This window comes from Halochromatium sp., from assembly GCF_046541315.1.
Classification (GTDB): Bacteria; Pseudomonadota; Gammaproteobacteria; order Chromatiales; family Chromatiaceae; genus Lamprobacter.
In genome coordinates this window covers 1-8,968 of record NZ_JBKHDN010000113.1, presented here as the reverse complement: position 1 = coordinate 8,968, position 8,968 = coordinate 1, and the positions used below count along the sequence as shown (strand labels likewise).

The following is an 8,968-nucleotide window of genomic DNA, read 5'->3' as shown; positions in this document are numbered from 1 at the left end:
CAGTCCTTGCGCCCCATACCGGGCAACCGGCCATCACGGTGCCGATGGGCTTCACCGACAGCGGTCTGCCGCTGGGCCTGCAACTGCTGGCGCGGCCGTTCGATGAGCACATTCGGCGACGAGCTCAAGCGAGCACTGTCGGAATCCGGAAGGGTCGACGCGGATCTGAGCGCTGTCGAGACTTGCCGAGCGTCTTGTCGAAGGGATGAATGGCTTCTCCGTCACCGACTCGACAGGCCCAGACAAGGCATCGACGCAATCGAGTCTGGTCGTGCCGTAGAACGCTAGCCACCGATGGATCGCGTGACTGCGGCGCGGCCCACCTTGGCCTGTTCGTGTCGGCTGTCAGTCCACAATCGGATTGGAGCTGCAGGGTTCACGGAAGACCGCTTCCGGAGCCTCAAATTCAGACTCATCCTCTTGTTTTGCCAACCGTGCCGTCTGGCCTCAGTGAACAATCGAAGGTTTCCACCTGAGTGCCGGTCATCGCACGGATGGTGATGCGATGATCGGATACCTCGGCGATACCTTCGTACTGGCTGCCGGGCGGCAGGCTGGGCTGATGCGACTCGAAACAGTCGCGGCCCAGAGTTGGATCAACATTCTGAGGTGGCGGTTGCTGTCCGCAAGAGAGTAGCGTTGCAGTGGAAACGACAACGGCGATGATCGGGACACGGATTTGCATGCACAGTCTCCAAGAGGTTGCTTGCTCCGAAGTGTAGCGACTTCCGCCAGCGTCCTGCGTGACCGTCGCGTCAGGGGACTGCGACAACGAACAACAGGTCGTCCGCAGGACTTGCGACCATGGGGTTTCAAGGGCTCGAAACGCTCGATGCGCAACGCCCAGCGATGCTCAGTGGTGTCGAGCACCAGACAGGAGGATTCGCCAAAGTCACTGGTCATGAGGCCACCACGCCATGTCTGACAACCCCGGAAACGCGCACGATGTATTGACCGATGGGCCGCCGGATGCACACTGGACCCTGGTCCTGGCCCATGGTGCGGGTCAGGGCATGGATGCACCCTTCATGGCGCACATCGCTCGTGCGCTGGGCCGGGCAGGCTTGAGGGTGATCCGCTTCGAGTTCCCGTACATGACCGAGATCCGGCGCACCGGCAGGCGCACACCACCGAACCGCGAGCCGGTGCTGCTGGAGCGCTGGAATCGGATCATCGACCAGGCGCTTGCCGCCGGTACCGATGCGCAACGCCTGCTGATCGGCGGCAAGTCCCTAGGCGGGCGCATGGCGAGCCTGATCGCTGATGAGCGCAGCGCCGCCGGACTGGTCTGCCTCGGCTACCCGTTCCATCCGCCGGGAAAGCCGGATCGGCTGCGCACCGAGCATCTGCGCGTCCTGCGCACGCCGACGCTGATCTGTCAGGGTACCCGCGATCCCTTCGGCATGCCGGACGAGGTCGCCGGCTATGCGCTTGCTCCCTCGATCCGGCTGACCTGGATCGAGGACGGGGATCACAGCTTCAAGCCGCGCCGGCAATCCGGGCGCAACTGGGAGCAGAACCTGGATCAGGCGGCGGAGGCCGTCCTTGGCTTCGTCGCGACGCTGTGAGCCATCAGTCCTTGCCACAAGTGGGTTTGCAAGCAGAATCGGATGCGCGGAAGAACCCCATACCACCGGCATCTAGTCTCGCCTCGATCATCGGCGCTTGCGGGTTCGTTGCCGCCTCCAGTCGCGCCAGTTCAACACGGTCGACACGACCAGCGCCGTCAGCGCCAAGCCGACGACCCAAACGTCGATGAGCATCGGATTCCAGGACGTCCCCGTCAGCGCGTCGGCGTAGTACTTGATGTAGGACGCCGGCAATCCGGTCTCGCCTAGGGCGGCTTTGACCTGCCAATGCCAGTCGGTCAGCGGGCAGTAGCCCAAGCCGTACCAGGCGCCGAGCCCGACCCAGGAGGCGAGCGTGAGCACTACCACCAGCAGGTGCAGGCGCCGGGTGCGTTGCCAAACCCAGCCGGTCAGGATGAACAGCACCAGGGCGGCGTGCAGCAGGAACAGCGCTTGGTCGAGCAGCCGTAATGTGGAAGCGTTCATGCTGACCTCCAGTCCTGCTGTCAAGGGTGTCCTTCTCGCCGTTGATGACCCGCAAGGGCTGGGCGATCCAGTCTGGCGCATTCGGCACGCTGGTAGCGCGCTGGACCTCAGCGCAGGATCAATACTCAACTCGGGTGAGCTGTGCACGAAAGAATGGAGCGTACTCGGGGGTACCGACGAGGTTGCCGATCTCCATCGCGGTGGGAATCGTAAAGCCTTGATGGGTCGCATGCGCCAGTGTGCGCCCGCCAAAGGGCTGCAGGCGATAAATCCGCTCCGGGTTGGCGTCTGACCAGCGCCGCGTGGCCATCTCCAGCACCCGGCCGGCGGCGTCGAATGTCAGCTGAATCGGCTCGACGCCTTGCACCTCTGGGAAGCGGACCTCCGCCTGATCCGCGCCCGTCTGCGTCCAGGCGGCCCCGAACTGCGGCAACAACGTCGCCGGCGCCCAGACGCTTTCCATCACCATTCGCGCTGCGGCGGCACGGGCGTGGTCCTCGGTGTCCGCAATCCGCACGACCGGCAGCACGCCCCAAAGCCAGAACCGCGTCCAACTCGTTTGACCATTCCAATAGCCATCCGAGCCGGAAAAGCGGATCAACCCCGAGCCGGCCCGTGCGCGCCAGACGAACCCATGCAGCGGGGCAAGGATTTGGTCGGCGCGCATGCTCAGCTCGCGGCCGTTCAGGATCAGCGAGCCTGTCATCTCCAGCCGAGCTACCCGGTGCAGCGCCGCGCCTGGCGCGATGGAATTGGCGAAGTAGCGCTTTGCGATCTCGGGCAGATGGGCAACCATGGCCGGATCGTAGGACGGCGGCACGCTGTCGCGCTGCGTCAGTAACGCGTCCCAGACCGCTCGCGCATGCCGGGCGTCCCGCCCGCTCTTCCAGCGTCCCATCGAGAGCCCCACGACAGCCGTGAGCAGGGCGACCACCCCAACCACCGTTAGCAGGATCATTGCCAGTGCCATCGCATCTGTCCTCCATGCCAGGCCAGGTCGTGCAAGGCGACGCGAACGCGGCAACCGTAGCCGAGATCGATCGTCTGTGTCACCCGCCGGTGAATGACATCGCGCGCAGGCTCTCTATCACCTTAGTTTATGCGCGATCTTGTGCCTCAGTGCGATCGTGATCAGCCTGATCGTCACAGCGCTGTTCATCTCACGCGTCACCGATCGATGGTGCACCATGGCATCCATTGCCGGGCCGCTGATCCGCCCCAGGCGCGTCTCCCACAATCGAGCATGGTCCGGGCAACGCGAAACCAAGACGACGTTCTCGCAGCCGTCCACGCAGTATAGGATGGGCCATACGGAACGCGTCCGCTGGTATGAGCCTGCTTGCATGCATCTAGGTGAAGCGCTGATCCTGTTCGTGACCATGATGGCACTCGCCGCCTTGCCAAGCGCGAGTGTTGTCTTGGTCGTTGTGCGCTCCGCGACGGTGGGGTTGCGCCATGGTCTGGCGGTCGCCCTCGGCATCGTCCTCGGTGACTTGATCTATGTGGCCGCCGCGCTGTTCGGGCTGGCGGCGCTGGCCGATGTCCTGGGTGGCCTGTTCCTGCTGGTCAAGCTCCTCGGCGCGCTGTATCTGATCTGGCTTGGGAGCAGGATGCTGTTCTCGCGCGCCTGGCCGTCGGCTGTCAGCGCAACGCCGGTCACGCCGTCGGGTCTGCTCGGGAGTGTCGTTGCCGGCCTGCTGCTGACGCTGGGCGACCTCAAGGCCATCCTGTTCTATGCCAGCCTGTTTCCCCTGTTCGTCGACCTCGACCAGCTGCGCATCGTTGATGTGCTGCTGATCATCGTGATCACCACGCTGAGTGTCGGTGGTGTCAAACTGCTCTACGCGCTGGCAGCGCGCAAGCTCGCGGCGAGAGCCCGGAGTGCGCGGATGGGGCGGGTTGCCCAACGGGGTGCTGGTGCGCTGCTGCTGGGTGCGGGCGGTTATCTGATCGCGACTGCGCCGCGCTAGCGAGGGCAGGGCCGCATCCCGCTGCTGGGCAGTGCTGGGACGCAGCGCTGAACCAGCATGCGAGGACTGCATGACGAGGGGTGATCTTACAGCGGTGGAAGAGACGATGAAGACTCCATCTGATTTCGGCGCTTCTGCGCAAGCGGCACCCGTGGAGTGGGACGCCACGACCTATGACCGGATTGCCGATCCGATGACGCGCTGGGGCGGCGTTGTGCTCGATCGGTTGCCTCTTGTGGGCAATGAGTGCGTGCTCGATGCCGGTTGTGGCTCGGGACGCGTGACCGAGCTCCTGTGTCAGCGTCTCCCAGCGGGTCGGGTGATCGCGCTTGATCGTTCTGCGGCGATGGTGGCCGAGGCGCGGCGTCGGCTTGCACCGTTCGGCGAGGCCGTCAGCGTCCTGCGCGCGGACCTTGCGACACCGTTGCCACTGCGCCGCGTCGATGCGGTCTTCTCGACCGCGACCTTCCACTGGATTCATGACCACGAGGCCCTTTTCGCGCATCTCGCGGCCGTGCTGCGACCGGGCGGCCGGTTGGTCGCGCAGTGTGGCGGAGCTGGCAACGTTGCCCGTGTCCACGCCGCCGCGAAGGCTGCAGGTGTCGATCTCGATGCGACCCATTTCGCCACGCCCGCCGACACCGAGCGCCGACTCAAGGCCGCCGGTTTCGTTGATGTGCGCTGCTGGCTGCAGCCCGAGCCGACCGCACTGGAAGCAGGCGAGCCGTTCGAGACCTACCTGCGCACGGTGTGCTTGCGTCCGCACCTGGAGCAGTTGCTCCCATCCGAGCACCAGGCATTCCTGCGCGAGGTGATGCAGCAGCTCGGTGAGCCGGTGATCGACTACGTGCGCCTGAACATCGAGGGTCGACGAGCTGCCAAGCCTCGATGACCGAGTCCAGCCAGGTCGCCGTTGCAATCGTAAAGCACCTAAGAGGCGTGCGCGCATGACGATCTACGACAGGATCGGCGGCGAATATGACCGCTACCGGACTGAGATCGGCGCCCGCGACCTGCTGGCCGTCGTTGAGGCGATGGGCGACAGTCTTCATGTGCTTGACCTCGGCTGCGGCACCGGCTATCCGATTGCCGTGCGCGTCGCTGCGCGGGTGTCTCGGTATCTTGGTATCGACCGCTCCGAGGCGATGCTTGCGGCCTTCCGGCGCAACGTGCCCCAAGCCGAATGCGCCTGCGTCGACATGACGGCGATCGAGCGCTTGGGCACTGGCTGGGACCTCATCTTCAGCTGGGGCGCACTCTGCCATCTCCCGGCTGAGGCGCAGGTCCGCACGCTGATCGCCGCTGCCGGACTGCTGAACCCAAGCGGACGACTCCTGTTCACCAACGGTGAAGAGCCTGGGCAGTGCAAAGGCTCAGTCGGGGGCTATCGCGATGTCGCCCACGCCTTGAGGCGCCATGTCGATGAGATCGCATTCGACCACGTGCTGGCCCCGTTGCCTGGCGGTGCTAGCGACTATTGGGCGCGGTGATGAGTTGCCGAGAATGAGGGCAGGCAGCACTGGCGGTCATCGGCCAAGGCGCTCGTGCACAAGGCGTCGCCTGGATGACGACCGGAACACGGCCAATCTCGACGGACCCCGTGCCGGTGTGCTGTGATCTCGCTCCTCAGATGACCGTCCCTCATGACGGCCTCGGCACCTCAATGGCGTTGTTCCCCATCACTGCAGGGTGCGCCGTAGTTGGCCTGGGTCAGTCAGCTGAAGATGGATTTCACCGTTTGCTGCGGTCTGACTCGTGCGCATGGTTGGCACCGGTCGTGCCTCCAAGTGGCGATCGGACGACGCGCGAGACCATCGATGGCGCATCCTCGCCAAAGGCGCCGCCCATCAGCCCGACCTTCAAGCGCGACAGCCCCACACTGCGATAGCGCGCGCACAGCGGGCAGCCCTGATCAAAGCGCCCCTGCTCGGTGACCAGATAGCGGATCTGGCATTGCGGACAGGGTCGCAGGCGAGCACTGCCCATCCGCAGATCACGCGCCAGCATCCAGCATAGCGTCATCTCCAGGCTGTTCTTTGGACCCAGTAACAGCTGCGCCAGATCATGCGCCTGGATCATCGCCGCAATCGACCTCGAGCGCCGATCCAGCCCGCCCGCACCGCTGCAGGCCCGTTGCAAGTGCTGATAAAACAGCACGAACACCGACGCACACAGCTGGCCGTGGCGCGTCGTGATCGCCGCCCCGCCCGCCGTTGGCAACTGACCCGAGGGCGCCGGCTCACCGTGCACTTCACGATAGAGCGCGCGCAGCGCATCCCGCGCGATGCGCGTCTCCCAATGCACGATCGACAGGCGCGCCCGCCGCACGATCAAGGCTAGCGCCACCTGCATGCGGGCATGCCGCTCGAGCATCGGCTGGGCGGACATCAGGACAACGCCGAGCCGTTTTCGTGATCCTGATCCTGATCGGCTTCGGCCTCAGGACCACCAAGCTGATGGAGCAGCAGATGCAGCGCCGGCAGTGCCTGATCATCGGACGAGCGCGCACAGGCCGCGAGCAAGCGCTGCGGCTCCGCCGGCAAGCGCGGTTGAAACAAGGTTCCGGGCAGCCGAGCAAGACGCTCAACGGCCTCCGAGTCGGCGCTCGCCAGCCAGGGCGCCAACGGTGGCTCGAGACCAAACAGTGCCTGTGCCAACGCCGGTTGCGCGCGCAGACCATCGCGCGCCGTCTGCAGATAGGCGCGGTTCAGACGCTGAATCGATTCGACCACGGCTTCAGGAGAGAGCGGAGTCGTCATGGCAGGTGGACCTCAAGCAAGCTTAGTCGGACAGGTGAAGGGCCTCCAGCAGACGCGCCCGATCGGCAACGAGCTGGGGGTCGGACTCGGAAGCGATGGAGGAGTGCTCAGGTGGAGATCGCGCATCCGCCACGCGTTGAGATGCCGTGGTTCCTGAAGTGGGCTCAGCGTCCACGCGCGACTGACCACTCAACCCCAGCAAAGCCAACTGTCGCAGCCGGTCTGCGCGCCCGCGCTGGGACACGGCCATCAGGCTCGAAAACAGTTCCGGATGCCGCACCGCGCAGACACCGACCTGGATGCGCAGGGTCTCAGCGGCAGCCATAGTGGAAATAACCGCGCGCATTGGCGCCGACCGGGTCTGCGGCCTGATGCAGCGGCACCCGGGGAAAGACCCGTCGCACCACCGGCGCGAACAGCGCTGCACCACCCCCGCTCAGCAATAGCAGGTCGGGATTGGTCTGCTCATGGCGCAGATCCTGACGCAACGCCTCCAGTGCCCGTTGCGCCACCTCGCGCGCCGCTAACTGCAGCACCGGCGCCAACGCCACCCATTCACCATGCAGCAGAATCCGCGAGCGCTGCGCCGCCAAGGCCTGCTCGATCGCTGCCACCGGCGCCTTGCCGCCGCGCCCGGCACAGAGCCGCGCCGCCGCCGCATCGATTAGCACACTCATCGCCTCCAAACTGGTCCCGGAGCGCGTGCGCCGCAGATCGCCGTTGACCAGCACCGACCAGTCCACCGAAAAGAAACCGACATCGATCACCAGCACCGTGCCGGCACCGATGCGCTCGATCAGCGCGGCATCGGCCCGCATCAGTAGATCGATGAAGGCACCGACCGGCTGAGCGATCACCCGCACCTCGGCGATCTCGACCCAACCCTCATGGAGCCGCTGCCGGCCCTGCAGCCGTCGGCGCAACTGCTCACGCGTGCTTGCATCACTGGCCTGCGCCACGGGCAGCCCGGTCACCAGGCGGTCGATGCGTGCCTTGCCGACGAGCTCCAAGGCCGCTAACACCAGCGCCTGATAACTGTCACTCGCGGCATAGTCCTCGTGCAGCGCCCGCTGCCAGCCCGAGACCCGCGCTGGATTGATGCCAGCAATCCAGGGCTCGCCATGCAGCAAGAGCCTGATCCCCTCGGCAAGCCCATCGGTTGTGCGTGACGGCGCGCCCGCCAGGCGCTCCGCGACATGCGCCTCAGGTGCCGCCACCGCCGGCATCACCCGTTCAAGCGGCGGCTCGCCGCAGCAGCCGGCAGCGAGTTTCAGATTGCTGTATCCAATATCGAGACCGACCACCACCATCCCCGCATCCTCCATCACGACTGCAGCACGACTGCAGCACGACAAGCACCGACGAGAGGCCCCAGACACCGACGCGATTGGGCCGCTCCGGAACCCCAGCACGACTGCAGCACGACTACAGCACGACAAGAGGATGCCGCCCCTGACCCAGGCACGAAACGGAAAGAGATGCCGAAAAACGGCATCTTTCGCTGCTGCGCCATCGCTGAACCGCAGGCTAGGCTGTGCCGAGGCTGCGCGTCAGGTGCGCACCGTTGTGCATCGCGTCCAGGTGCGCAAAGGCCCTGACCAGGGTCGCTTAAGCCATTGACTGTGCATCGGGTTTCGCAGATGAGCAGGCCCAGGCTGAATGGCCTGATGCGCACGGGGGCGGCCGACAGGACCGCCAAGGCCCGAATCCGGCCCAGGTGCCCATCGGTCAAGCCGAAGCCAGGTGCGCAACGGCTGCCCCAAGTCCAGGTGAGCAGGGCCGTCTAGACAACGGCTGAACAGAGGGTTCAAGTCATTGATTGATCATTTGAAATGTTCGCAGCGCCAAGGGAGCAGCCGGTGGCAGAGCCACCTGGTGCGCGGCCCTGAACCCCGAGTCCAGGTGGATGCCCATGGCTGAGCCCGTGCAGAAACAGGCTGACACCTCTCGAAGTCCCCTGATGACCCCACAAGGGGCTGCTCACCTGGATAAGTGGTGGGCAGGGGGGTCTGCATGCGGAGGTTTACCCTCGCTGGAGCCGCTGCCTGAGCTGATTGGGCTGGGCTTCGAGGCCGAGCGCGAGCGCCTGCGCCTCGTCGCCGAGGAGATCGAGATCGGGACCATGGAGCGGCTGCGGGCACAGCGGCTGCGGAGGCAACGCGGACGCGATGCCCGACTCGGGGTG

At 65.4% G+C, this 8,968-nt stretch carries 11 protein-coding genes; 5 read left to right on the top strand and 6 right to left on the bottom strand.

Annotation, left to right across the window (positions count from 1 at the left end):
- Positions 1–209, top strand: a 209-nt coding sequence (locus ACLFQI_RS08790; RefSeq protein ID WP_410758567.1) for an amidase family protein, incomplete at its 5' end; no start/stop codon positions are given.
- Positions 210–412: 203 nt separating this feature from the next.
- Here ACLFQI_RS08790 and ACLFQI_RS08785 read toward each other — a convergent pair.
- A complete protein-coding gene (locus tag ACLFQI_RS08785) occupies positions 413–685 on the bottom strand; it encodes a hypothetical protein (RefSeq protein WP_410758566.1) in 273 nt (90 codons plus the stop codon).
- 232 nt (positions 686–917) lie between these two features.
- On the opposite strand from ACLFQI_RS08785, the gene ACLFQI_RS08780 reads away from it, so the two are divergent.
- Positions 918–1,568, top strand: coding sequence for an alpha/beta family hydrolase (locus ACLFQI_RS08780; RefSeq protein ID WP_410758564.1), 651 nt, complete (start codon positions 918–920; stop codon positions 1,566–1,568).
- An 87-nt stretch (positions 1,569–1,655) separates the two neighbouring features.
- Here ACLFQI_RS08780 and ACLFQI_RS08775 read toward each other — a convergent pair whose 3' ends face one another.
- Together ACLFQI_RS08775 and ACLFQI_RS08770 are read right to left on the bottom strand one after the other, a co-directional pair.
- Entirely contained in the window at positions 1,656–2,054 is a 399-nt protein-coding gene (locus tag ACLFQI_RS08775) for a DUF2784 domain-containing protein (RefSeq protein ID WP_410758563.1), read from the bottom strand.
- Positions 2,055–2,172: 118 nt separating this feature from the next.
- Entirely contained in the window at positions 2,173–3,024 is an 852-nt protein-coding gene (locus ACLFQI_RS08770; protein WP_410758561.1) for a DUF6544 family protein, read from the bottom strand.
- A gap of 157 nt (positions 3,025–3,181) precedes the next feature.
- On the opposite strand from ACLFQI_RS08770, the gene ACLFQI_RS08765 reads away from it, so the two are divergent.
- Genes ACLFQI_RS08765 through ACLFQI_RS08755 form a run of 3 tightly spaced genes read left to right on the top strand, consistent with a single transcriptional unit; the run spans position 3,182 to position 5,514 of the window.
- Positions 3,182–4,024, top strand: a complete 843-nt coding sequence (locus ACLFQI_RS08765) for a LysE family translocator (RefSeq protein WP_410758559.1) — start codon at positions 3,182–3,184, stop codon at positions 4,022–4,024.
- A 31-nt stretch (positions 4,025–4,055) separates the two neighbouring features.
- Positions 4,056–4,916, top strand: coding sequence for a class I SAM-dependent methyltransferase (locus ACLFQI_RS08760; RefSeq protein WP_410758558.1), 861 nt, complete (start codon positions 4,056–4,058; stop codon positions 4,914–4,916).
- A gap of 55 nt (positions 4,917–4,971) precedes the next feature.
- The gene (locus ACLFQI_RS08755; protein WP_410758556.1) at positions 4,972–5,514 is read left to right on the top strand and encodes a methyltransferase domain-containing protein; all 543 of its coding nucleotides are present in this window, start codon (positions 4,972–4,974) and stop codon (positions 5,512–5,514) included.
- 241 nt (positions 5,515–5,755) lie between these two features.
- Here the strand turns inward: ACLFQI_RS08755 and ACLFQI_RS08750 are convergent, their stop codons facing one another.
- From ACLFQI_RS08750 to ACLFQI_RS08740, 3 genes are all read right to left on the bottom strand, one after another.
- Entirely contained in the window at positions 5,756–6,412 is a 657-nt protein-coding gene (locus tag ACLFQI_RS08750; protein ID WP_410758554.1) for a FlhC family transcriptional regulator, read from the bottom strand.
- Positions 6,412–6,783: a hypothetical protein gene (locus ACLFQI_RS08745; protein WP_410758552.1), complete on the bottom strand. Its 372-nt coding sequence runs from the start codon at positions 6,781–6,783 to the stop codon at positions 6,412–6,414. The genes ACLFQI_RS08750 and ACLFQI_RS08745 overlap by 1 nt, the downstream gene beginning before the upstream one ends.
- Before the next feature lie 311 nt (positions 6,784–7,094).
- Complete coding sequence (locus ACLFQI_RS08740) at positions 7,095–8,093, bottom strand: hypothetical protein (protein ID WP_410758551.1); 999 nt, start codon at positions 8,091–8,093, stop codon at positions 7,095–7,097.
- Between the last annotated feature and the right edge of the window lie 875 nt (positions 8,094–8,968).